Genomic DNA, 22,152 nt, shown 5'->3' with positions numbered 1-22,152 from the left:
CAGAGCGCCTGATAGTACCATTAATGTGGCGCGCCCACATCAGTGTTTAAAGTCGCTCCGGAAGAAAAGCCGCCTGTTTGTTCAGCGTTTCAGCAACGTCGCACTCTTTGCTGCGAAGCATGCCTGAAAATTTCAGGGGGTCAAAAAAAGGGCAATAAAAAAAGGCTGGCGCTGCTGACCGGAGAGGGTTGTCAGCAAATACCAGCCTTTAAAGGTTCCGGGGTAATTAAGCCAGAACCAGATTCGGTGCCTTGAACGCCAGCGGCAGTTCCGCTTCGTCTTCGAAGGTAGCCCATTCCCAGGCTTCTTGTTTCGCCAGGACGGCCTGAAGCAGCTTGTTGTTCAGTGCGTGGCCTGATTTGAACGCGGTAAACGCGCCGATAATATTGTGGCCGCACATAAACAGGTCGCCGATCGCATCCAGCATTTTGTGACGAACGAATTCATCTTCAAAACGCAGGCCTTCTTCATTCAGCACGCGGAAATCGTCGAGACCGATCGCGCAATCCAGACTACCGCCCAGGCACAGGCCTTTGGATTGCAGATACTCGATTTCGCGCATAAAGCCGAAAGTACGCGCGCGGCTGATCTGACGAACAAAAGAGTCGGCAGAGAAGTTCAGCTGATAGCGCTGAGAGCTGGAGTCGATCGCCGGATGGTTGAAGTCGATGGTGAAGTCGAGAGAGAAACCGTTGTACGGCTTAATTTCGGCCCACTTGTCGCCATCTTCCACGCGAACAGTCTGCTTAACGCGCACGAATTTCTTGGCGCTGTTCAACTGTTCGATGCCCGCATCCATCAGCAGATAGATGAAAGGCGCGGCGCTGCCGTCCATAATCGGAATTTCCGGCGCATCCACTTCAACAATAATGTTGTCGATACCCAGACCAGCCAGCGCGGCGTTCAAATGCTCAACCGTCGAAATACGTACGCCTTCATCATTCACCAGGCAGGTACTCAGCATGGTGTCGCGCACGTATTTTGCATCAGCCGGGAAATCAACCGGTGGATTCAAGTCAGTGCGACGATAGATGACCCCGGTATTAGCCGGCGCAGGGCGTAGTGTCAGCGTGACTTTCTTGCCGGTATGTAAACCGACGCCAGTCGCCTGAACAATACGTTTTAATGTCCTTTGTTTGATCATCGTATTATCTCGCAATATTACCCATCCGACCGCTAGTATACTTTACCAGCGGGCGAACACTTTAGCACAAAGAGCGGAGAATCCCAATTCTCAGGTTATTCCTAATCGGCCTGCTTACGCAGAAACGCTGGAATATCAAGGTAATCGGGCTCTTTGTTTGACTGCGCGGTCTGGTCGTTGACCACTTTGGCCGCCGGCTTCTGCTCCTGCGGCAGCGGCGACATGCCGTGCTGCTGGTAGCGATGATCCATCACAGGCTGGCTGGCTGGCTTGTTGGTCACCAGGGTGATTTCCGGACGCTTGTCCATGCCGATGCCGGTTGCCACCACGGTAACGCGCAGTTCGTCGTTCATCTCCGGATCCAGAGAGGTGCCGATAACCACGGTCGCGTTGTCTGAGGCGAAGGCGCGGATGGTGTTACCCACGGTTTCGAACTCATCCAGACGCAGGTCGAAGCCTGCCGTGATGTTGACCAGCACGCCGCGCGCGCCAGACAGGTCGATATCTTCCAGCAGCGGGCTGGAGATCGCCATTTCCGCCGCCTCTTCCGCACGGTCTTCGCCGCAGGCGACGCCGGAGCCCATCATCGCGTAGCCCATTTCGGACATCACGGTGCGCACGTCAGCAAAGTCGACGTTCATCAAGCCCGGACGCGTAATCAGTTCGGCGATGCCCTGTACCGCGCCTTTCAGCACGTCGTTTGCTGCGCCGAAGGCGTCGAGCAGAGAGATGCCGCGACCCAGCACTTTCAGCAGTTTGTCGTTCGGGATGGTAATCAGTGAATCTACATGCTTAGAAAGCTCGGCAATGCCCTGTTCGGCAAAGGCCATGCGCTTTTTGCCTTCGAAGTTGAACGGTTTGGTCACGACCGCAACGGTCAGAATGCCCAGGTCTTTGGCCACTTCCGCCACCACCGGCGCAGCGCCGGTGCCGGTGCCGCCGCCCATACCGGCAGCGATGAAGACCATGTCTGCTCCCTCCAGCGCAGAACGCAGTGCTTCGCGATCTTCTTCCGCTGAGGTACGACCAACTTCCGGATTCGCTCCGGCACCCAGACCTTTGGTGATATTGGTGCCGATCTGGATAGTCTGGCCAACCGCTGTTTTACGCAACGCCTGGGCGTCGGTGTTCACAGCGAAGAATTCCACACCTTCGATACGCTCGCGCACCATGTGCTCTACGGCGTTGCCGCCGCCCCCGCCGACGCCGATGACTTTAATCACCGCGTCATTGGTTAATTCCATCGGTTCAAACATGATTTCTCTCCGTTATGTGCCTGTCGCCTGGAGACCATAAACAGTGCCAGCATGGTCTCCTTTCTAAAATCAAAATTCTTTCTTCAACCAGCTATTGATGCGCTTGAACCAGTTGCCCACCGATGCGCGTTTTTCCGTCTCTGCATCGCCGTTCATATGGGACTCTTTGCCATAGTGCAGCAGTCCCACTGCGGTCGAGTAATAAGGTTCCTGCGCGTAATCCGTCAATCCTGTGATATTGAGCGGCTGCCCGATGCGCACCTGCGTATGGAAAACGCGTTGCGCGCAGGCGGCCAGCCCTTCAATTTGCGCCGCGCCACCGGTCAGTACGATCCCGGCTGCCAGATGGTGCTTAACGCCCTGCTGACGCAGTTGTTCCTGTAGCTGCAAAATCTCGTCATTGACCAGATTCAGCAATTCGGTGTAGCGCGGCTCGATCACTTCGGCCAGCGTCTGCCGTTGCAGACTGCGCGGCGGACGTCCGCCCACGCTCGGCACTTCGACGTTTTCGTCTTTGCCGACAATCGATCCCAGCGCGCAGCCGTGGCGAACCTTGATCGCTTCGGCGTCTGTCGGCGGCGTGCCGAACGCGTAGGCGATGTCGCTGGTGACCACGTTACCCGCATAGGGGATCACTTTAGTGTGACGCAGCGCGCCGCCTGTATAAACAGCAATATCCATTGTACCGCCGCCGACGTCGACAACACAGACGCCAAGCTCACGTTCGTCTTCGGTCAGCACCGCGAAACTGGACGCCAGACCGGCAAAAATCAGTTGGTCAACTTTCAGGCCGCAACGTTCAACGGCCTTGACGATATTTTTCGCCATATCGTTGTGACATGTGATCAGGTGCACTTTTGCCTGCATGCGCACGCCCGACAAACCAACCGGATTTTTGATGCCTTCCTGATAATCGATAGCGTATTCCTGAGGAATAACATGCAGGATGCGGTGCTCATCGCGCACGCGCACTGACTTCGCAGTGTGTACGACGTTTTCCACATCATCCTGAGTCACTTCCTCTTCGGAAATCGGAACCATCCCGATTTCGTTCTGGCAGCTGATATGTTTGCCCGATAAAGCGAGATAGACGGAAGAGATCTGGCAATCCGCCATCAGCTCGGCCTGATCGATGGCGCGCTGTACGCATTTCACCACCGACTCAAGGTCGTTTACGCCGCCTTTATCCATACCACGAGACGGGCAGCTGCCCACCCCGATAATGTTGACCATACCATCGGGCAGAATTTCCCCAACCAGGGCGGCGACCTTCGCGGTGCCAATTTCGAGTCCAACTACCAGTTTTCTGTCCGTTGCCTTGATCATTGTTTAGCCTGTGCCTGGTTCTGTTGCTGATTACTGTCCTGGAGCTCTACGGGCTCCGGCGTCCAGCCCACGGCTGCACCCGAGTCGTACCGCAAATCCACATAGCTGATGCGCTTGTGCTCGTTCTGCCCTTGCTGCTGCAACGCCGGATAGAGCTCGATAAATCGGTTAAGACGCTTCATGGGCTCGCCGCGCCCCAGTTCGATGCGCACATCGTCGCTGGTGACCAGCTGCCATGACCGTCGCGCCGTCATCGACGCGACCTTCAGGGTAAATTTGTTGGCCTTCAGCACGTCGCTCATGCTGTGGTAACCCGCCAACACCTCTTTTTCGCTGCCTTCCGGTCCGTACAGCATCGGCATCGTTTCTTTGCCGATGTGGCTGGCCGGCACGCTGAAGGAGACGCCGTCCGCATCCACCATATGCAGATCGTTCCAGCGCGCCACCGGCACATACTCCACCAGGTGGATCTTCAGCTCGTCAGGCCACTGCTTGCGCACGCTGACCTGTTTAATCCACGGCAGCCGCTCAATCTGCTGCTGAAGGATGTTGACATCCTGCGACATAAAGGTGCCCGGCGCACCCAGCGACAAAATCGCCTGCCGAATATCATCGTGCGTGGTGTAGTGGGTTTCGCCCGTCACCACCAGCCGTGAAAGCGGCAGGCGCGACGCGTCGTTCATCCACTTCAGCACCACCAGCCCGCCGAAAATCATAATGCCAATAACCATCAGCAAAAAAACGATGCCGAACAGTCTGGCCCCGTTGCTGCGCCCCGTGCGCGCACGCTCCTGGGGCTCGCGGTTCCGTGCGTTAAGTGCCGCCTGTGACATATCAGTCAGCCAGTTCCAGGATGCGCGCCACCAGCTGCGAGAAGCTCATGCCCGCAACGCTTGCCGCCATCGGCACCAGACTGTGGCTGGTCATGCCCGGCGAGGTGTTCGCCTCCAGCAGCTGGAAGTTACCTTCGCCGTCCGCCATCACGTCTACCCGTCCCCAGCCGCTACAGCCCAGCGCGCGCCATGCGTCCCAGACCAGCGTCTGCAGTTCCGCTTCCCGCTCCGCGCTCAATCCTGCGGGGCAGAAGTATTGAGTATCGTCAGAAATGTATTTTGCTTCATAGTCATAAAATTCGCTGGCGGTCTGAATGCGTATGGCCGGCAGAATCTGGTCGCCAATAATGCCGACCGTATACTCCGCGCCGCTGAGAAACGCTTCGATCAGCACATTGTCGTCATGACGAAAAGCCTCTTCCAGCGCGGCAGGCAGCATCTCCAGCGTATTGACGCGGCTGATGCCGACGCTGGAGCCTTCGCTGCTCGGCTTGACGAACAGCGGCAGGCCGAGCGCGTCGACGGCGTCGCGCGTTTCCGCATTCAGACCCGCCTGATACTGCTCGCGCGTCAGCCAGACAAAACGGCCAGAAGGCAACCCGCGCCCCTGCCAGAGCAGTTTGGTGCGCAGCTTATCCATGGTGATGGCCGACGCCATCACGCCGCTGCCGGTATAGGGCAGCTGTAAAAACTCCAGCACCGCCTGCAGCGTGCCATCTTCGCCTCCGCGGCCGTGCAGCGCGATAAACGCGGCGTCGAAGCCCTGCTCTTTCAGCGTCAGCACCGAAACGTCGCGCGTGTCTACCGCGTGCGCGTTAACGCCCGCCTCGCGCAGCCCCTTCAGCACCGCGCTGCCCGACAGCAGCGACACGTCACGCTCCGCCGAGGTACCGCCCATCAGGACGGCGACTTTATCAGCCATGACGCTCCTCCGCTTTGCGCTCAGGTTGCAGTTTGCAATCCGCCAGCTTGCGCGCCACTTTGCCTACGTTACCGGCGCCCTGCACCAGAATCAGATCTTTGCCCGACAGCAGCGGCGCCAGCATTTCCGGCAGCGCGTCGTGATCCGGCACCAGCACAGGGTCGACCTTGCCGCGCCCGCGAATTGAGCGGCACAGCGCGCGGCTGTCCGCGCCCGGGATCGGCGTTTCGCCCGCCGAATAGACATCCAGCATCAGCAGCACGTCGACCTGCGACAGTACGTTGGCGAAGTCGTCAAACAGGTCGCGGGTGCGCGTATAGCGGTGCGGCTGAAACACCATCACCAGTTTTTTATCCGGCCAGCCGGCGCGCGCCGCCTTAATGGTGGCGTCGACTTCGGTCGGATGATGGCCATAGTCGTCGACCAGCATCGCCGTGCCCGGATTGCCGTTTACCGGCTCCGTCGGGAATTCGCCCAGCAGATCGAAGCGACGGCCGGTCCCCTGGAAGCTTTCCAGCGCGGCGAGGATAGCGTTGTCGTCAATGCCCTCTTCGCTCGCAACCGCGACCGCGGCCGCCGCGTTAAGCGCGTTATGACGGCCCGGCGCATTCAACGTCACCTGCAGAAGCGGCTTGTCATGGCGCACCAGGGTAAAGTGCCCCTGCGCACCGCGCTGCTCATAGTGTTCGATGCGCACGTCGGCGTCATCGCTGAAGCCGTAGGTGGTGATGTGACGCCCTACGCGCGGGATCAGATCGCGGATCACCGCATCATCGACGCACATTACCGCACGGCCGTAAAACGGCAGGTTGTGCAGAAAGTTGATAAACGTCTGCTTCAGGTTTTCGAAGTCGCCCTGGTAGGTGTCCATATGGTCAGCTTCGATATTGGTCACTACCGCCACCATCGGCTGCAAATGCAGGAAAGAGGCGTCGCTCTCGTCCGCTTCCGCAATCAGGTAGCGGCTGCTGCCGAGCCGCGCATGCGTGCCCGCCGCCTTAACCAGACCGCCGTTGACGAAGGTCGGATCCAGACCGCCCTCTGCATAGATGCTCGACACCATCGCCGTGGTAGTGGTTTTGCCGTGCGTGCCGGCGATAGCGATGCCGTGGCGAAAACGCATCAGCTCTGCCAGCATCTCAGCGCGACGGATCACAGGAATACGCTGTTCGCGCGCCGCGACCAGTTCCGGGTTGTCCTGCGCCACCGCGCTGGAGACGACCACCACGCTGGCGTCGGTGACGTTTTCCGGGCGATGGTTGAAATAGATGGTGGCGCCCAGCGCCGCCAGATGCTGCGTCACCGCGTTCGGCGCCAGATCGGAGCCGCTAATATGGTAACCCTCGTTCGCCAACACTTCGGCAATACCGCCCATGCCGGCACCGCCGATGCCGACAAAGTGAATGTGCCGGACGCGACGCATCTCGGGCACAATGGAGCGCAGTTTTGCCAGTTGTTGTGTATTCATCGTTCTCAGTTACCTGTCATCTTTATCCGTGCCTGTTGCGGCACCGGCCAGCTACGCTGGCCCGATTATTCACTTCGCGGCGCGCGCCACTTCACGCGCGACCCTGTCGGTCGCATCGGGTATCGCCACCTGGCGGGCTTTTTCCGCCATGCTCAGCAGCGTTGGGCGATCCCAGCGGCGCAGCGTCTCCGCCACGGCATCCGCGTTAAACTGCGGCTGCTCAAAAATTTTGGCCGCGCCCGCTTTTTCCAGCGGCAGCGCATTCCAGTACTGCTGACGATCTTTATGCTGAAAAGGCACGAAAATCGCCGGTAAGCCCGCAGCGGCGATTTCGCTGACGGTGAGCGCGCCGGAACGGCAAACCACCACATCGGCCCAGGCGTAGGCGGCCGCCATATCGTCAATAAATTCCGTGACTTTGTGCTGCGTCTGGCCGACCTGCTGGTACGCCTTAAGCACATCCTGCAGCGCGCCTTTGCCGGTCTGATGCCACAGCGTCACGCTGTCGCCCAGCGCGGCCGCGACCTGCGGCAGCGTCTGGTTCAGCACGCGCGCGCCCTGGCTTCCGCCAACCACCAGCACGCGAATCGGGCCGCTGCGGTTGGCCAGACGCGCGTCCGGCAGCGGCAGCGCCAGCACGTCGGTGCGCACCGGATTGCCGACAACGTCCGCATGCGGGAAGGCGCCGGGAAAGGCCTGCATCACTTTGCTGGCGATCTTCGCCAGCCACTTGTTGGTCAGCCCGGCAATGCCGTTCTGCTCGTGCAGCACCACCGGAATGCCGCAGCTCCAGGCCGCGAGGCCGCCGGGCCCGGAAACGTAACCGCCCATGCCCAGCACCACGTCCGGCTGCCACGCCCGCATAATGGCGCGCGCCTGACGCCAGGCGTTGAAAATACGCATCGGCGCCAGCAGCAGCGCTTTCAGGCCTTTGCCGCGCAGACCGCTGATGCGGATAAACTCAATTTCGATACCGTGTTTCGGCACCAGATCCGCTTCCATTCTGTCGGCCGTGCCGAGCCAGCGAACCTGCCACCCCTGTTCCATCAGATGATGGGCAACGGCCAGACCGGGGAAAACGTGTCCGCCGGTTCCGCCCGCCATCACCATCAAACGCTTCCCACTCATCGGGCACCTCGGGTAAACGCCTGCGCTTTGGTCAGGCGCGTTTCATAATCAATACGCAGCAAAAACACGATCGCCGTCGACATAATCAGCAGGCTGGAGCCGCCGTAGCTGATCAGCGGCAGCGTCAGCCCTTTCGTCGGCAGCATGCCCGCTGCCGCGCCGACGTTCACCAGCGCCTGGAAGCTGAACCACACGCCGATAGAACAGGCGAGAAAGCCGGAAAAACGCTGATCGATCTCCAGCGCGCGGCGGCCGATCGACATCGCACGAAAAGCGACGAAGAATACCATCAACAAGGCTAAAACCACACCGATATAACCCAGTTCTTCCCCGATGATAGAGAAGATAAAGTCGGTATGCGCTTCCGGCAGATACTCCAGTTTTTGCACCGAGTTGCCGAGCCCCTGCCCCCAGAATTCGCCGCGGCCGAACGCCATCAGCGACTGGGTCAGCTGGTAACCGCTGCCGAAAGGATCTTCCCAGGGGTTCCAGAACGAGGTCACGCGCCGCATACGGTAGGGTTCGGCGATGATCAGCAGCACCACGGCGAACATGCCGGAGCCGATAATCGCCAGGAACTGCCACAGCTTCGCGCCCGCCAGGAAGAGCATCGCCAGCGTGGTGACGAACAGCACGACCACGGTGCCGAGGTCAGGCTGAGCCAGCAGCAGCACCGCCAGCACCACCATCACGCCCATCGGTTTGCAGAAGCCCCAGAAGTTATTACGCACCTCTTCCACTTTGCGCACCAGATAGCTGGCGAGATAGCAGAAGAGCGACAGCTTCGACAGTTCCGCCGGCTGGATACGCAACGGGCCGAGGGCGATCCAGCGCGAGGCGCCGTTCACCGAGCTACCCACCACTAGTACGATAAGCAGCATCACCACCGTGGCCAGCAGCATCGCGTTGCTATAGCGCTGCCAGAAATCCATCGGCACGCGCAGCGTGACCAGCGCGATGCCGAGCCCCAGCGCGATATAGAAGGCGTCGCGCTTGGCGAAGTAAAAAGGATCGTCGTTGAGACGCTGGCCCACCGGCATCGAGGCCGAAGTCACCATCACGAAGCCGATAATAGCCAAACCGAAGGTGAGCCACAGCAGCGTGCGGTCGTAGAGCACCAGGGCGGAATCGTCGCTTTCGCGCGCGCCCATCACCCAGTCTTTCAGCCGGCTGCCGATAAAGGCGAAGAGCCCGATTACTATTCCGCCGCCAGGAATACGCATCAGCCTAACTCCTTCGCCAGCTGCGCGAAGCGATCGCCGCGCTGTTCAAAATTACGGAACTGGTCGAGGCTGGCGCAGGCGGGCGACAGCAGCACCATATCGCCAGGCTGAACCTGCGGCGCGATCAGCTCCATCGCCTGCTGCATCGTCTCGGTGCGTACGGCGTCGTCGGGGCGCAGCGCCGCCAGCGCGTCGCCATCGCGGCCGAAGCAGTAGAGGCGAACCTTCTCGTCCTGCACATAGCGCGCCAGCGGAGTGAAATCCGCCGATTTGCCGTCGCCGCCCAGCAGCAGCCAGAGACGGCCGTTGACCTGCAGGCCGTTAAGCGCCGCTTCAGTGCTGCCGACGTTGGTGGCTTTCGAGTCGTTGATCCAGCGCACGCCGTTGGCTTCATGCACCAGCTGGAAGCGATGCGCCAGCCCGCTAAAGCTGGTCAGCGCCGCCAGGCTGGAGGCGCGCGGCAGGCCCACGGCGTCGGCCAGCGCCAGCGCCGCCAGCGCATTGGTATAGTTATGCTGGCCTACCAGCTTCATCTCATCGGTGTTCAGCACTTTTTCGCCCTTCACGCGCAGCCAGATGGCGCCCTGCTGACGATTAAGGTGATAGTCGCCGAAATCGATGCCGAAGCTGACGCAGCGCGCATCGGCGCCGCGCACCGGCATGGTCAGCGCATCGTCGGCGTTCACCACGCAGACCCGCGCGTTTTCATAGATGCGCAGCTTCGCGGCGCGATACTGCTGCATGCCGAGCGGATAGCGATCCATATGATCTTCGGTAACGTTGAGGATGGTCGCCGCCGCCGCTTTCAGGCTCCAGGTGGTTTCGAGCTGGAAGCTGGAGAGCTCCAGCACGTAAAGCTGCGCGGGCGATTTCAGCAGCGACAGCGCCGGCAGACCAATATTGCCGCCGACGCCGACTTGCCAGCCCGCGGCGCGCGCCATCTCGCCAACCAGCGTGGTGACGGTACTCTTGCCGTTGGAGCCGGTAATCGCCACGATCGGCGCCTGCGCCTCGCGGCAGAACAGCTCGATATCGCCGACGATTTCCACGCCAGCCTCGGCCGCTTCAGTTAATGCCGGATGCGCCAGCGCCATGCCCGGACTGGCGACGATCAGATCCGCCGCCAGCAGCCAGTCGCTGTTAAGCCCGCCGGTATAGCGCTCTACCTGCTCAGGCAGCTTGTCGAGTCCCGGCGGCGACACACGGGTATCCATCACGCGCGGCGTTACGCCTTGCGCTAAAAAGAAATCAACACAGGAGAGGCCCGTCAGGCCCAGCCCGATAATGACGACTTTTCTGCCCCGATAGTCAGCCATAATTAACGTACCTTCAGCGTGGCCAGGCCAATAAGCACCAGCATCAGCGAAATGATCCAGAAGCGCACGATGACGCGCGGTTCCGGCCAGCCTTTCAGTTCATAGTGATGATGAATCGGCGCCATGCGGAAAATGCGCTGTCCGCGTAGCTTGAACGATCCAACCTGCAGGATCACTGACAGCGTTTCAACCACGAATACGCCGCCCATGATCACCAGCAAAAATTCCTGACGCAGCAGCACGGCGAGCGTGCCGAGCGCGCCGCCCAGCGCCAGCGATCCTACGTCGCCCATAAAGACCTGCGCCGGATAGGTGTTGAACCACAGAAAGCCCAGCCCTGCCCCGACGATGGCGGTACAGACGATCACCAGCTCGCCCGCATGGCGTAAATAGGGAATATGCAGATATTCGGCGAACTTGACGTTGCCGGTCGCCCAGGCCACTAGCGCGAACCCTGCCGCGACAAACACGGTCGGCATAATCGCCAGACCGTCCAGACCGTCGGTGAGGTTAACGGCGTTGCCGGTGCCGACGATAACGAAGTAGGCCAGCACTACATAGAACAGGCCAAGCTGAGGCATGATGTCTTTGAAAAACGGCACCACCAGCTGCGTGGCAGGCGTACCTTTGCCGGCGGCGTAGAGCGCGAACGCCACGCCGAGCGAAATCACCGACATCCAGAAATATTTCCAGCGCGCGATCAGCCCTTTGGTGTCTTTGCGCACCACTTTGCGATAGTCATCGACAAAGCCGATGATGCCGAAGCCCACCAGCACCACCAGTACGCACCAGACGTAGGGATTGGAAGGATAGGCCCACATCAGCACCGAAACGGTGATAGAGGTGAGGATCATAATCCCGCCCATGGTCGGCGTACCGCGCTTGCTGAAGTGCGACTCCGGACCGTCGTTGCGCACCACCTGGCCGATTTGCAGCTTTTGCAGCCAGGCGATCAGGCGCGGCCCCATCCATAAAGAGATAAATAAAGCGGTCAGCAGGCTGACAATGGCGCGAAACGTCAGATACGAAAAGACGTTGAAGCCGGAATAAAAAGCGACCAGATGCTCGGCCAGCCAGACTAACATGTTCCCATCTCCTGTAGGTTCTGCACGACCTGCTCCATGGCAGCACTTCGCGAACCCTTAATCAAAACGGTTAATTCCCGATGTTCGGACAACAACGTCCGTAAACGTTCAGTCAGCGCGGTTTTAGTGGCGAAATGTTCGCCAATCCCGCTGCTTTCACTAATAGTGGCGCTCAGCGTGCCGACGCTCAGCACGCGATCGACGCCTGCGGCTTTCGCCGCCAGCCCGACTTCGCGATGACACTGTTCCGCCTCGTCGCCCAGTTCGGCCATATCGCCGACCACCATCACGCGATAACCGGGCATCTCGCCCAGCACCTGCGCGGCGGCTGTCATCGAGCCGACGTTGGCGTTATAGCTGTCGTCGAGCAGCAGCTGATGCTCGCCGAGGCGAATGGGAAACAGGCGGCCTGGCACCGCCTGCAGATTTTTTAACCCGCGCTGAATGGCGCTAAGCGGCGCGTCGACCGACAGCGCCAGCGCGGCGGCGGCCAGCGCGTTGGCGATATTATGGCGGCCAGGCAGCGGCAGCGTGACGTCGATGTCGCCGCGCGGGGTCTGCAGGATAAAGTGGGTGCCGTCTACGCCCAGACGGATATCGCGCGCGGTAAAGTCGCTGTCGGTAGCCTGCGGCGAAAAGCGCCAGACGCGCTTGTCGTGCAGGTTGGTCTGCCAGTGCGGCCAGTCGTTGCTGTCGGCGTTGAGAATAGCGGTGCCGTTCGCCGGCAGACCGTTGAAGATTTCTCCTTTCGCCTTCGCCACGCCTGCCAGCGAGCCGAAGCCTTCCAGATGCGCCGCCGCCAGGTTATTCACCAGCGCGCTCTCTGGACGCGTCAGCTCGGTGGTATAGGCGATCTCGCCCTGATGATTGGCGCCCAGTTCGATAACCGCATACTGATGCTGCTCAGTAAGACGCAGCAGCGTCATCGGCACGCCGAAATCGTTATTCAGGTTGCCGGCGGTATAAAGCGTTTCGCCGCACTCACGCAGAATGGCGGCGGTCATCTCTTTCACCGAGGTTTTGCCGGAGGAGCCGGTAAGCGCCACGACGCGCGCCTTCGACTGCTGGCGTACCCAGGCGGCCAGCTTGCCGAACGCGATACGCGTGTCGGCAACCACCACCTGCGGGACAGAAAAAGGTAAATGCTTACTCACTAATAACGCCTGCGCGCCGCTGGCGATAGCGTCAGCGGCAAAGTCATGGGCGTCGAAGCGTTCGCCAACCAGCGCCACAAACAGGCTGCCGGGCGTCACGTTGCGCGTATCGGTAGTGACGTCGCTCAGGACAAGATCGCTGCCGTGCAGCGCGCCGCCGCTGATGTCGGCCAGCGTAGTAAGGGAAACCGGGATCATGCCGTTACTCCTAATAACGCGGCAACCGTGGCGCGGTCGGAGTAATCCAGACGACGATTTCCCACGATTTGATAATCTTCGTGACCTTTGCCCGCCACCAGCACGATGTCGTCAGGCTGGGCCTGCAGAACGGCGTTAGTGACCGCTTGCGCCCGTCCAGCGACGACGCGCGCGCGGTGCGGCTCAAGCAGGCCGGTCAAAATGTCGTTAACGATAGCCTGCGGATCTTCGCTACGCGGATTGTCGTCGGTAATCACCACGACGTCCGCGAACTGCTCGGCGATAGCGCCCATCAGGGGACGCTTGCCTTTGTCGCGATCGCCACCGCAGCCAAACACGCACCACAGCTTGCCTTTGCAGTGCAGGCGCGCTGCTTCCAGCGCCTTTTCCAGCGCGTCCGGCGTATGGGCGTAATCTACCACCACGGTCGGCTTGCCCGGCGCGCTGAAGACTTCCATGCGCCCGCATACCGGCTGCAGCTGCGGCGCCGTCCGCACCAGATCGGCGAGCGGATAATCGAGCGCCAGCAGGGTGGCGAACGCCAGCAGCAGGTTGCTGACGTTGAAAGCGCCCATCAGGCGGCTATCGAATTCGCCTTCGCCCCAGCTTGAGCTGAAACGGATATGCGCGCCATTGTCCTGATAGGTGACCTCGTCGGCTTTTACCCACCGGCCGTGACAGCCGGGCTGGAGATTGTTCTCCATGGTGACAGCGACGGCGTCGGGCAGCGTCGCCAGCCAGCGGCGCCCTGCTTCGTCGTCGGCGTTAAGGATCATTTCACCGACCTGATGGTCGGTAAACAGCAGCTTTTTAGCCGATTCGTAGCTCTGCATGTCGCCGTGATAATCGAGATGATCGCGGCTCAGATTGGTAAAGACCGCGGCGGCAAACGGCAGCGCCGCAACACGATGCTGCACCAGACCGTGCGAGGAAACCTCCATCGCGGTCAGCGTTGCGCCCTGCTGCGCCAGCTCCTGCAGCAGATGCTGAACCTCCACGGCCGAGCCGGTGGTGTTCTCCGCGGCGGCCAGCTGTCCGAGCAGACCGTTGCCGACCGTGCCCATCACCGCACCCGTTTCGCCCAGCAGCTGCGCCCATTGCGCCAGCAGCTGGGTAGTGGTGGTTTTGCCATTGGTGCCGGTCACGCCGATCAGCTTCTGCTTTTCGCCGGGCCGATCGTAAAAACGGCCCGCCAGCGCAGAGAGCCGCTGCGGCAGCTGCGTCAGGTAAATTACCGGCACGCCGTGCATTTCTTTGATATCGCCATCGCTGGCTTCGCCTTCGGCCTCTGCGATCACGGCGGAAACTCCCTGCGCGATCGCCTGCGGAATAAAACGCCGTCCATCGGCATGGTGGCCTGCGACGGCCACAAACAGATCGCCGGATGCCGCCTTGCGGCTATCCAGTGTCATGTCACCCAGGGGACGCGCCGGCGCGCCTGGCACCCACGGGTCCAGCAAGTCGCGCAGGTTACGATCTGTCACTTTTTTCCTCACTTCTGTTTGTCACCAGCTCGTTTTTGTCATTGGTCGGCAACGCGTCCGGCTCGATGTTCATGGTGCGCAGAACGCCGCCCATGATGGCACCGAACACCGGCGCGGAAACCGCACCACCGTAATACTTGCCGGCCTGGGGATCGTTGATCACCACCACCAGCGCAAAACGAGGATGACTGGCAGGCGCGACGCCTGCGGTGTATGCGATATATTTATTGACGTAGCGGCCGTCCGGTCCGACTTTTTTCGCCGTACCGGTTTTAATCGCGATGCGATAGCCTTTGATTGCCGCTTTTACGCCGCCGCCGCCCGGCAGCGCGACGCTTTCCATCATATGAACCACGGTTTTCACCAGCGATTCCGGGAAGACGCGCTCGCCCGCGACAGGCGGATCGACTTTCGTGATCGACAGCGGCCGGAAAATGCCGTAGCTGCCGATGGTCGCGTAGACACGCGCTAACTGTAACGGCGTTACCATTAGCCCGTAGCCGAAAGAGAAGGTGGCCCTCTCTATGTCAGACCACCGTTGTTTTTGAGGGTATAAGCCACTACTTTCCCCGACCAGCCCCAAATTGGTCGGTTTACCCAGGCCAAAGCGCGCATAAGTATCTACAAGCGCTGAGGAGGGCATCGCTAACGCCAGCCGTGAAACGCCGACGTTACTCGACTTCTGCAGAACCCCGGTAAGGGTCAATTCGTTATAGCGCGCCACGTCTTTGATCTCATGACCGTTAACGCGGTACGGCACGGTATTAAGTACGCTGTTTTCCCGCACCACGCCGCGCTGCAACGCCGTCATCACCACCATAGGCTTGACGGTCGAGCCAGGCTCGAAGATGTCGGTGATGGCGCGGTTACGCATCATCTCTTTCGGCGTGTTGCTGAGGTTATTGGGGTTGTAGGCCGGGCTGTTGGCCATCGCCAGCACTTCGCCGGTATTGACGTCCACCAGTACGGCAGTGCCCGATTCGGCTTTGTTGAACGCCACGGCATTATTGAGTTCGCGGTAAACCAGCGCCTGCAGGCCCTCGTCAATGCTAAGCGTCAGGTTATGGGCGGCGCGGCTGTCCACCGACGAGATATCTTCGATCACGCGGCCGTTGCGGTCTTTACGCACCGTTCGCTCGCCCGGCGCACCGGTCAGCCATTTATCGAAGCTCTTCTCAATGCCTTCGATACCCTGGCCGTCAATATTGGTAAAGCCGATCAGATGAGATGTCACCTGACCGGCCGGATAGTAGCGGCGCGACTCTTCGCGCAGATGGATGCCGGGCAGCCGGAGCTTCTTGATGTAGTCGCTGATGGCGGGATTAACCTGGCGTGCCAGATAGATAAAGCGTCCTTTAGGATTGGCGTTGACGCGCGTCGCCAGCTGATCGAGAGGAATAGAGAGCGCGTCGGCGAGCGCTTTCCAGCGGCTGTCGAGGGTCACGCCGCCCGCATCGTGCAGCTCTTTCGGGTCGGCCCAGATGGCGTTGACCGGCACGCTGACCGCCAGCGGACGACCGGCGCGATCGCTGATCATGCCGCGTGCGGTAGGCACCGCCTGTACGCGCAGCGAACGCAGATCGCCCTCCTTCACCAGCTTGTCCGGGCTGATGACCTGCAGCCAGGCGACGCGTGAGAGCAGACCGAAAAGCGCCAGTAAAATACAGCCGCACAGCAACGCAAAACGCCAGCTTACAAAGCTGGCTTTATCTTCCTGTTTTTTTAACTTCAGCGTTTTGCTTGCGCCGCTCATTGCGATTTAGCGTTCCTTATTTCTGTACCACAATATTTTCCTGAGATGGGTCTACATGCTGTAGCTGCAGCTTCTCGGTGGCGATGCGCTCCACCCGGCTGTGATCGCCCAGCGCGTTCTCCTCAAGGATCAGGTTACGCCATTCAATGTCTAGCGCGTCGCGCTCTAACACCAGCTGTTCGCGCTGCGCGGTCAGCAGACGCGTTTTGTGCGTCGTCGTCACCACCATCACGGCCGACACCAGTACGGCTATCAGCAAAATCAGCGGGATTTTGCCGAACCGCAATAGATCGCCGCCAATGACGCCGGGCAGGCTGTGACGTTCGTTGCCGATCATGCGTCGGTTCTCTCCGCGATGCGCAGAACCGAACTGCGCGCGCGCGGGTTGTCCGCGACCTCCGCGTCGCCCGGCGTCATTTTGCCGAGCAGCTTCAGCTGACGTCCGCCCAGCGCTTTAAGCTGCGACTCGGTCATCGGCAAACCGGCCGGCACCTGCGGGCCGCGGCTCTGGTCACGCATAAAGCGTTTCACCAGGCGATCTTCCAGCGAGTGAAAGCTGATAATGGAGAGGCGTCCTTCAGGCGCCAGCGCCGTTAAAGCGCCTTTCAGCGCCTTTTCAATCTCTTCCAGCTCGCTGTTGATCCAGATACGGATCGCCTGAAAGCTGCGCGTTGCCGGATGCTTGAACTTATCTTTTACCGGCGTTGCCGCCGCGATAACGTCTGCCAGCTCTTTGGTGCGCGTCATCGGCTGTTCGCGGTTGCGCTCGACGATGGCGCGCGCGATGCGTTTAGCAAAACGCTCTTCGCCATAGGTCTTCAGCACGAAGGCGATATCCGCCTCATCCGCTTGCAGCAGCCATTCGGCAGCGGAATGGCCGCGCGTCGGGTCCATACGCATATCCAGCGGCCCGTCGCGCATGAAGGAGAAGCCGCGTTCCGCATCGTCCAGCTGCGGCGACGAGACGCCCAGATCGAGCAGGATGCCACTGATTTTCCCGCTTAATCCCAGCTCCTCGACATAGTCGGCCAGCGCGGAAAAGGGGCCGTGCACGATCGAGAAGCGCGGATCGGCGATCTCGGCGGCGGCGGCGATAGCTTGCGGGTCGCGATCGATGGCGATAAGACGTCCCTGCGGGCCCAGCTGCGACAGAATCAAACGTGAATGTCCGCCGCGCCCAAAGGTGCCGTCGATGTAGATACCGTCTTCCCTGATGTTAAGGCCGTTAACCGCCTCGTCCAGCAGCACCGTGGTATGTTTAAAATTTTCCTGCATAGCTATAGCGACAAGTCCTGCAACCGCTCAGATAAAGGTTCCTGAGCCGACTGTTCTGCGTCAATGTCATCCTTGACTTGTTGATACCAGGTCTGTTCATCCCACAGTTCAAACTTGTTGAACTGGCCGACCAGCATCACTTCTTTTGTCAGGTGCGCGTGTTGCCGAAGCGTATTCGCCAGCAGCAAACGGCCTGCGTTGTCCATCTGACACTCACTGGCATGTCCCAGCAGCAGACGCTGTACGCGTCGCTCAACGGGGTTCATGCTGGATAAGCGAGACAGCTTTTTTTCGATGATTTCCCATTCGGGCAGGGTATAAAGCAGCAGGCATGGCTGATGAAGGTCGATGGTGCAAACCATCTGCCCTTGAGATTCCCCGATCAGCGTGTCGCGATAGCGCGTTGGTACGGCCAGTCGCCCCTTGCTGTCGAGATTGACTAACGTTGCTCCACGGAACATGCCAGCCTTCCCCTCAGCTCCCCATTTTCACCACTTTACCCCACTTTTTACCACGCCACGAGTTTACGGAGGCGATGAAATCGTTGTCAAGCCGAAGCGCGGCGGGAATATAACTATTTACAAGGGGTGATTTCGCTGATTGAAAAGCAGCAAACCGGGCAAAAGGTCAATTTTAAAAATTAACCTGATGAATAATGGAATAAAAACCACGTCGCTTTAAAAAACGCTTAAAAATAAGCCTAACGACCTGCGCTAATATTCTTCACTGTTTCTGAGACAGGGGCTGCATTTTAGGGGAGTTCCGAAAGCGATACCCGCCGCTTCAGGCAGGTCAGGAGTGCGCGCCAGCCCAAAGAAATGGACATTTAACAATCACATCGCCGTTAATTTGTTAGATGAGGTGTCGCAGCTTTACGCTTTTTTACCCTGGAAAATGGCAACTATTAATACGCGAAAATTTAAGGGCAGCGGCATTGCTGCCCTGTCGGCTATTTAACTTTGCGGCTCAGCTGACCACGACGAAATAAATTTCGTCGAATACGCGTTAATCCCGGTTTCGGTTTTCGCGGTTCATCAAGCGAAGCCAGGACTAACTCCAGCACGCGCTCCGCCACGTCGCGATGACGCTGCCCCACCGCCAGCACCGGACACTCTAAAAAGTCCAGTAATTCGTGGTCGCCAAATGTCGCGATCGCGAGGTCGGTCGGCAGGCGTCCGTCACGTTTTAATGTCACGTCCATTACGCCCTGCAGCAGCCCGAACGACGTGGTAAAGAGCGCTTCCGGCATATCGTGATCGTCAAGGTACTTCTCAAATAACGCCGCCGCCGCCGTGCGCTCGAAGCTGTTGCAGTAGATATAGTCGATGGAACGCGGATCATCTTTCCAGGCGTCGCGGAAGCCCATTTCGCGCAGGAAGCTGACGGAAAGCTCGGGCAGCGCGCCGAGAAACAGCACGTTTTTCACCGGCAGCTGACGCAATTCAGCCGCCAGCGTAAAGGCGTCGTCCTGATCGGCGCCGACGACGCTGGTGAAGTGTTCACGATCCAGCGCGCGGTCCAGCGCGATAATCGGCAGCGGATCGTTGATCCAGCGCTGGTAGAAGGGATGCTCAGGCGGCAAAGAGGTTGAAACGATTATCGCATCGACCTGACGCTGCAGCAGATGTTCAATGCAACGCATTTCATTGTCGGGCTGATCTTCCGAACAGGCGATCAGCAGCTGATAGCCGCGCTGACGCGCCTGACGTTCAAGATAGTTGGCGATGCGGGTATAGCTGGTGTTTTCCAGATCGGGGATCACCAGGCCGATCGAGCGCGTACGGCCGGCACGCAGGCCCGCCGCCACGGCGTTGGGGTGGTAGTTATGCTCACGCACGACCGCCATCACTTTCTCGACGGTTTTTTCGCTGACACGATACTGCCGCGCTTTGCCATTGATGACATAACTGGCCGTGGTGCGCGACACGCCTGCCAGGCGTGCGATTTCATCCAGTTTCACGATAACTCCATACTTCACGGCGAGCCGCGTTGCGGCAGATGCCCGCAACTAAGCTAAGGGTAACTCGTTTGTAACATCTAACAGCAGAACTTCGCGCTGAGCAACCGCTTTTCTTAGCGATCTCCGCCTGGCGCATAAAATAAAAAAACCCGGCATTACGCCGGGTTAGAGACAGTCACCTTGAGCAATTACCGCATAATGCGATCGCCGCGCGATACGCCGACGATGCCAGAACGCGCCACTTCAACGATTTCCGCCACTTCGCGCACGGTATTCAGGAAGGCGTCGAGCTTGTCGCTGGTGCCTGCCAGCTGAACCGTGTACAGCGTCGGCGTCACGTCGATAATCTGACCGCGGAAGATCTCCGCGCTGCGTTTCACCTCTTCGCGGCCGTAACCGGTGGCCTGAAGTTTCACCAGCATGATTTCGCGTTCGACATAGGCGCCCTGCCCCAGCTCGCTGACGCGCAGCACATCCACCAGCTTATGCAGCTGCTTTTCAATCTGCTCCAGCACCTTTTCGTCGCCGACGGTCTGGATGGTCATACGCGACAGCGTGGGATCGTCGGTCGGCGCGACGGTCAGACTCTCGATGTTATAGCCGCGCTGGGAAAAGAGGCCCACCACGCGAGACAATGCGCCGGATTCGTTCTCCAGCAGAACCGATAAAATACGACGCATAATTATGTCCTCTCCGTTTTGCTCAGCCACATCTCATCCATCGACCCGCCGCGGATCTGCATCGGGTAGACGTGCTCGCTGCCGTCGACGGTGACGTCGACGAACACCAGCCGCCCTTTCGCCAGCGTATCCAGCGCCAGCTGCAGCTTTTCTTCCAGCTCGGAAGGATGCTGAATCGCGATGCCGACGTGACCGTACGCCTCAGCCAGGCGCACGAAGTCCGGCAGCGATTCCATATAAGATTGCGAATGGCGGCCGGAATAGATCATATCCTGCCACTGCTTCACCATACCGAGCACGCGGTTGTTCAGGCTCAGCACCAGCACCGGCAAATCGTACTGCAGCGCGGTGGAGAGCTCCTGAATATTCATCTGAATGCTGCCGTCGCCGGTCACGCAGATCACCGTCTCTTCCGGCAGCGCCATTTTCACGCCCAGCGCGGCCGGCAGCCCGAAGCCCATGGTGCCGAGCCCGCCGGAGTTGATCCAGCGGCGCGGTTTATCAAAGGGATAATAGAGCGCCGCGAACATCTGATGCTGGCCGACGTCTGACGTCACGTAGGCGTCGCCGTTTGTCAGGCGAAAGATCGTTTCGATCACCGCCTGCGGCTTGATCTTTTCACTATTGCGATCGAACGCCAGGCATTTACGACTGCGCCAGCCCTCGATGCTCTGCCACCAGTCGCGCAGGCTATCGAGATCCTGCTTTGTCTCGCTCTGCGCCAGCAGATCGAGCATCTGCTGTAGCGTCTGTTTCGCATCGCCGACGATAGGAATATCCGCCGCCACGGTTTTCGAGATCGAAGTAGGATCGATGTCGATATGCAGCACGGTCGCGTTCGGACAATATTTAGCCAGGTTATTGGTGGTGCGATCGTCAAAGCGCACGCCGACGGCGAAGATAAGATCGGCGTTATGCATCGTCATATTGGCTTCGTAGGTGCCGTGCATGCCGAGCATGCCTACCGACTGGCGGTGAGTGCCGGGGAAAGCGCCCAGCCCCATTAGCGAGCTGGTGACCGGAATGTTCAGCTGCTCCGCAAGCTGCAACAGCTCCGCCTCGCACGCCGAGGTAATCGCGCCACCGCCAACATACATCACCGGCTTGCGCGCGGCGAGCAGCGTGTTAAGGGCGCGCTTGATCTGTCCTTTGTGGCCCTGGATCGTCGGGTTATAGGAGCGCATGCTCACCGATTCCGGGTAGACATAAGGCAGTTTGTTGGCCGGATTTAGAATATCCTTCGGCAGATCGATCACCACCGGACCCGGACGCCCGCTGGCCGCCAGCCAGAACGCTTTTTTCAGCACGGTCGGGATCTCTTCGGTGCTTTTTACCAGAAAGCTGTGCTTCACCACCGGACGGGAAATCCCCACCATGTCGCACTCCTGAAAGGCGTCGTAGCCAATCAGCGAGGACGGCACCTGCCCCGACAGGATCACCAGCGGAATCGAATCCATATAGGCGGTGGCGATACCGGTAATCGCATTGGTTGCGCCGGGCCCCGACGTCACCAGCACCACGCCGACTTCGCCGGTCGCGCGCGCCAGGCCGTCTGCCATATGCACCGCGCCCTGTTCATGCCGCACCAGAACGTGATCGATTCCGCCGACGGTTTGCAGCGCATCATAAATATCCAGCACCGCGCCGCCCGGATAACCGAACACCTGTTTTACGCCCTGATCGATTAACGAACGGACGACCATCTCGGCTCCTGACAACATCTCCATTTTCTGCCTCCAGGCTTGAGGAACTGAATCCACTGACGCTCGCTGTTCCTGCGCGCCACTGGCATCCTGCCCCACATTCGCCAGTTAAGATCAAAACCTTATGTTTATGCGCAGACGCCGGAACGCCTTTCCGACATCCAGATACAGAGAAATCTGCTTGGTTGATTGTTTTAAGAGTTGGTCGATTACCATAACCGTAGAAAACCTGGCAGGCAAACGT

General features: G+C 59.5%; 19 protein-coding genes. All 19 read right to left on the bottom strand.

The window, feature by feature from the left end; genetic code table 11:
* Positions 1-226 precede the first annotated feature (226 nt).
* On the bottom strand, positions 227-1,144 hold the full coding sequence (lpxC, locus tag HA46_RS01760; RefSeq protein ID WP_033749496.1) for a UDP-3-O-acyl-N-acetylglucosamine deacetylase: 918 nt from the start codon (positions 1,142-1,144) through the stop codon (positions 227-229).
* A gap of 101 nt (positions 1,145-1,245) precedes the next feature.
* On the bottom strand, positions 1,246-2,400 hold the full coding sequence (ftsZ, locus tag HA46_RS01755) for a cell division protein FtsZ (protein ID WP_033749494.1): 1,155 nt from the start codon (positions 2,398-2,400) through the stop codon (positions 1,246-1,248).
* 69 nt (positions 2,401-2,469) lie between these two features.
* Entirely contained in the window at positions 2,470-3,726 is a 1,257-nt protein-coding gene (ftsA, locus tag HA46_RS01750; protein ID WP_033749492.1) for a cell division protein FtsA, read from the bottom strand.
* Complete coding sequence (gene ftsQ / locus HA46_RS01745; protein ID WP_033793492.1) at positions 3,723-4,559, bottom strand: cell division protein FtsQ; 837 nt, start codon at positions 4,557-4,559, stop codon at positions 3,723-3,725. The genes ftsA and ftsQ overlap by 4 nt, the downstream gene beginning before the upstream one ends.
* 1 nt (position 4,560) lies before the next feature.
* Positions 4,561-5,481, bottom strand: coding sequence for a D-alanine--D-alanine ligase (locus HA46_RS01740; RefSeq protein ID WP_084881990.1), 921 nt, complete (start codon positions 5,479-5,481; stop codon positions 4,561-4,563).
* Positions 5,474-6,949: a UDP-N-acetylmuramate--L-alanine ligase gene (gene murC / locus HA46_RS01735; protein WP_033793488.1), complete on the bottom strand. Its 1,476-nt coding sequence runs from the start codon at positions 6,947-6,949 to the stop codon at positions 5,474-5,476. Before murC ends, HA46_RS01740 begins: the two co-directional genes overlap by 8 nt.
* Before the next feature lie 69 nt (positions 6,950-7,018).
* Entirely contained in the window at positions 7,019-8,077 is a 1,059-nt protein-coding gene (murG, locus tag HA46_RS01730; RefSeq protein ID WP_033793487.1) for an undecaprenyldiphospho-muramoylpentapeptide beta-N-acetylglucosaminyltransferase, read from the bottom strand.
* Positions 8,074-9,300: a cell division protein FtsW gene (ftsW, locus tag HA46_RS01725; RefSeq protein WP_033793486.1), complete on the bottom strand. Its 1,227-nt coding sequence runs from the start codon at positions 9,298-9,300 to the stop codon at positions 8,074-8,076. Before ftsW ends, murG begins: the two co-directional genes overlap by 4 nt.
* Entirely contained in the window at positions 9,300-10,616 is a 1,317-nt protein-coding gene (murD, locus tag HA46_RS01720; protein ID WP_033793485.1) for a UDP-N-acetylmuramoyl-L-alanine--D-glutamate ligase, read from the bottom strand. The genes ftsW and murD overlap by 1 nt, the downstream gene beginning before the upstream one ends.
* A 2-nt stretch (positions 10,617-10,618) precedes the next feature.
* Positions 10,619-11,701 (bottom strand): phospho-N-acetylmuramoyl-pentapeptide-transferase, encoded by a 1,083-nt coding sequence (mraY, locus tag HA46_RS01715; RefSeq protein WP_033749483.1) that lies wholly within the window; start codon positions 11,699-11,701, stop codon positions 10,619-10,621.
* Positions 11,695-13,053 (bottom strand): UDP-N-acetylmuramoyl-tripeptide--D-alanyl-D-alanine ligase, encoded by a 1,359-nt coding sequence (gene murF, locus HA46_RS01710; protein ID WP_084881989.1) that lies wholly within the window; start codon positions 13,051-13,053, stop codon positions 11,695-11,697. The genes mraY and murF overlap by 7 nt, the downstream gene beginning before the upstream one ends.
* Positions 13,050-14,537 (bottom strand): UDP-N-acetylmuramoyl-L-alanyl-D-glutamate--2,6-diaminopimelate ligase, encoded by a 1,488-nt coding sequence (gene murE / locus HA46_RS01705; RefSeq protein WP_084881988.1) that lies wholly within the window; start codon positions 14,535-14,537, stop codon positions 13,050-13,052. The genes murF and murE overlap by 4 nt, the downstream gene beginning before the upstream one ends.
* Positions 14,524-16,290: a peptidoglycan glycosyltransferase FtsI gene (locus HA46_RS01700; RefSeq protein ID WP_084881987.1), complete on the bottom strand. Its 1,767-nt coding sequence runs from the start codon at positions 16,288-16,290 to the stop codon at positions 14,524-14,526. Before HA46_RS01700 ends, murE begins: the two co-directional genes overlap by 14 nt.
* Positions 16,291-16,306: 16 nt before the next feature.
* Positions 16,307-16,627: a cell division protein FtsL gene (gene ftsL / locus HA46_RS01695; protein WP_033749477.1), complete on the bottom strand. Its 321-nt coding sequence runs from the start codon at positions 16,625-16,627 to the stop codon at positions 16,307-16,309.
* On the bottom strand, positions 16,624-17,565 hold the full coding sequence (gene rsmH, locus HA46_RS01690; protein ID WP_084881986.1) for a 16S rRNA (cytosine(1402)-N(4))-methyltransferase RsmH: 942 nt from the start codon (positions 17,563-17,565) through the stop codon (positions 16,624-16,626). Before rsmH ends, ftsL begins: the two co-directional genes overlap by 4 nt.
* A 2-nt stretch (positions 17,566-17,567) precedes the next feature.
* Positions 17,568-18,026, bottom strand: coding sequence for a division/cell wall cluster transcriptional repressor MraZ (gene mraZ, locus HA46_RS01685; RefSeq protein WP_033749475.1), 459 nt, complete (start codon positions 18,024-18,026; stop codon positions 17,568-17,570).
* A gap of 488 nt (positions 18,027-18,514) precedes the next feature.
* Positions 18,515-19,525, bottom strand: coding sequence for a catabolite repressor/activator (cra, locus tag HA46_RS01680; RefSeq protein WP_033793479.1), 1,011 nt, complete (start codon positions 19,523-19,525; stop codon positions 18,515-18,517).
* 188 nt (positions 19,526-19,713) lie between these two features.
* Positions 19,714-20,205 carry an acetolactate synthase small subunit gene (gene ilvN / locus HA46_RS01675; RefSeq protein ID WP_033749472.1) on the bottom strand — a complete coding sequence of 164 codons (492 nt, stop codon included), beginning with the start codon at positions 20,203-20,205 and terminating at the stop codon, positions 19,714-19,716.
* Positions 20,206-20,207: 2 nt separating this feature from the next.
* Positions 20,208-21,932: an acetolactate synthase 3 large subunit gene (gene ilvI / locus HA46_RS01670; protein WP_033793478.1), complete on the bottom strand. Its 1,725-nt coding sequence runs from the start codon at positions 21,930-21,932 to the stop codon at positions 20,208-20,210.
* Positions 21,933-22,152: the final 220 nt, after the last annotated feature.

It is taken from the genome of Pantoea septica (assembly GCF_002095575.1).
GTDB lineage: Bacteria > Pseudomonadota > Gammaproteobacteria > Enterobacterales > Enterobacteriaceae > Pantoea > Pantoea septica.
This window is presented reverse-complemented; position numbering and strand designations above follow the sequence as displayed.

What these genes read in the sequence shown, in the direction of transcription:
- mraZ (WP_033749475.1), bottom strand. Translation starts at nt 18,026, where the DNA reads ATGTTCCGTGGAGCAACGTTAGTCAATCTCGACAGCAAGGGGCGACTG.
- ftsW (WP_033793486.1), bottom strand. Translation starts at nt 9,300, where the DNA reads ATGCGTATTCCTGGCGGCGGAATAGTAATCGGGCTCTTCGCCTTTATC.
- ftsL (WP_033749477.1), bottom strand. Translation starts at nt 16,627, where the DNA reads ATGATCGGCAACGAACGTCACAGCCTGCCCGGCGTCATTGGCGGCGAT.
- HA46_RS01740 (WP_084881990.1), bottom strand. Translation starts at nt 5,481, where the DNA reads ATGGCTGATAAAGTCGCCGTCCTGATGGGCGGTACCTCGGCGGAGCGT.
- murD (WP_033793485.1), bottom strand. Translation starts at nt 10,616, where the DNA reads ATGGCTGACTATCGGGGCAGAAAAGTCGTCATTATCGGGCTGGGCCTG.
- ilvI (WP_033793478.1), bottom strand. Translation starts at nt 21,932, where the DNA reads ATGGAGATGTTGTCAGGAGCCGAGATGGTCGTCCGTTCGTTAATCGAT.
- ilvN (WP_033749472.1), bottom strand. Translation starts at nt 20,205, where the DNA reads ATGCGTCGTATTTTATCGGTTCTGCTGGAGAACGAATCCGGCGCATTG.
- murC (WP_033793488.1), bottom strand. Translation starts at nt 6,949, where the DNA reads ATGAATACACAACAACTGGCAAAACTGCGCTCCATTGTGCCCGAGATG.
- mraY (WP_033749483.1), bottom strand. Translation starts at nt 11,701, where the DNA reads ATGTTAGTCTGGCTGGCCGAGCATCTGGTCGCTTTTTATTCCGGCTTC.
- murF (WP_084881989.1), bottom strand. Translation starts at nt 13,053, where the DNA reads ATGATCCCGGTTTCCCTTACTACGCTGGCCGACATCAGCGGCGGCGCG.
- murG (WP_033793487.1), bottom strand. Translation starts at nt 8,077, where the DNA reads ATGAGTGGGAAGCGTTTGATGGTGATGGCGGGCGGAACCGGCGGACAC.
- HA46_RS01700 (WP_084881987.1), bottom strand. Translation starts at nt 16,290, where the DNA reads ATGAGCGGCGCAAGCAAAACGCTGAAGTTAAAAAAACAGGAAGATAAA.
- ftsA (WP_033749492.1), bottom strand. Translation starts at nt 3,726, where the DNA reads ATGATCAAGGCAACGGACAGAAAACTGGTAGTTGGACTCGAAATTGGC.
- rsmH (WP_084881986.1), bottom strand. Translation starts at nt 17,565, where the DNA reads ATGCAGGAAAATTTTAAACATACCACGGTGCTGCTGGACGAGGCGGTT.
- lpxC (WP_033749496.1), bottom strand. Translation starts at nt 1,144, where the DNA reads ATGATCAAACAAAGGACATTAAAACGTATTGTTCAGGCGACTGGCGTC.
- ftsQ (WP_033793492.1), bottom strand. Translation starts at nt 4,559, where the DNA reads ATGTCACAGGCGGCACTTAACGCACGGAACCGCGAGCCCCAGGAGCGT.
- ftsZ (WP_033749494.1), bottom strand. Translation starts at nt 2,400, where the DNA reads ATGTTTGAACCGATGGAATTAACCAATGACGCGGTGATTAAAGTCATC.